Source organism: Variovorax sp. 05L425, from assembly GCF_056397705.1.
Window position 1 is genome coordinate 1 of sequence record NZ_JBFTNY010000084.1, and the last position, 518, is coordinate 518.

Here is a 518-nt window from a genome sequence, read left to right on the forward strand (position 1 = left end):
CCCGAGACACCGATCGCCGGCGACAGCGGGATCGACAAGCGCATGGACTGGCGCTTCCTCGACCTGCGCGAGCCGAAGAACAACCTGATCTTCCGCATCCAGACGACGTTCGAGCACGCGCTGCGCGAGTACTGGGTGAACAACGACTTCATCGAGATCCACACCCCCAAGCTGATGGCGAGCCCGAGCGAGTCGCGCGCCGAGCTGTTCGAGGTGGAGTACTTCGACCGCACTGCCTACCTGTCGCAGAGCCCGCAGTTCTTCAAGCAGATGGCGCAGTCGGCCGGTTTCGGCAAGATCTTCGAGATCGGCCCGGCGTTCCGCGCCGACCCCAGCTTCACCAGCCGCCACGCGACGGAGTTCACGAGCGTCGACACCGAGCTCAGCTGGATCGACAGCCACGAAGACGTCATGACGCTCCATGAGAACCTCATCGTCGCCGGCTTCACCGCGGTCAAGGAGAAGCACGGCGAGCAGATCAAGGAGCTGTTCGACGTCGAGGTGGTCGTCCCCACCAC

1 protein-coding gene is annotated in these 518 nt (G+C 63.9%); it reads left to right on the forward strand.

Annotated elements, in window-relative coordinates:
* Window positions 1-518, forward strand: a 518-nt coding sequence (locus tag AC1DN9_RS30080; protein WP_478106023.1) for an amino acid--tRNA ligase-related protein, incomplete at both ends; no start/stop codon positions are given.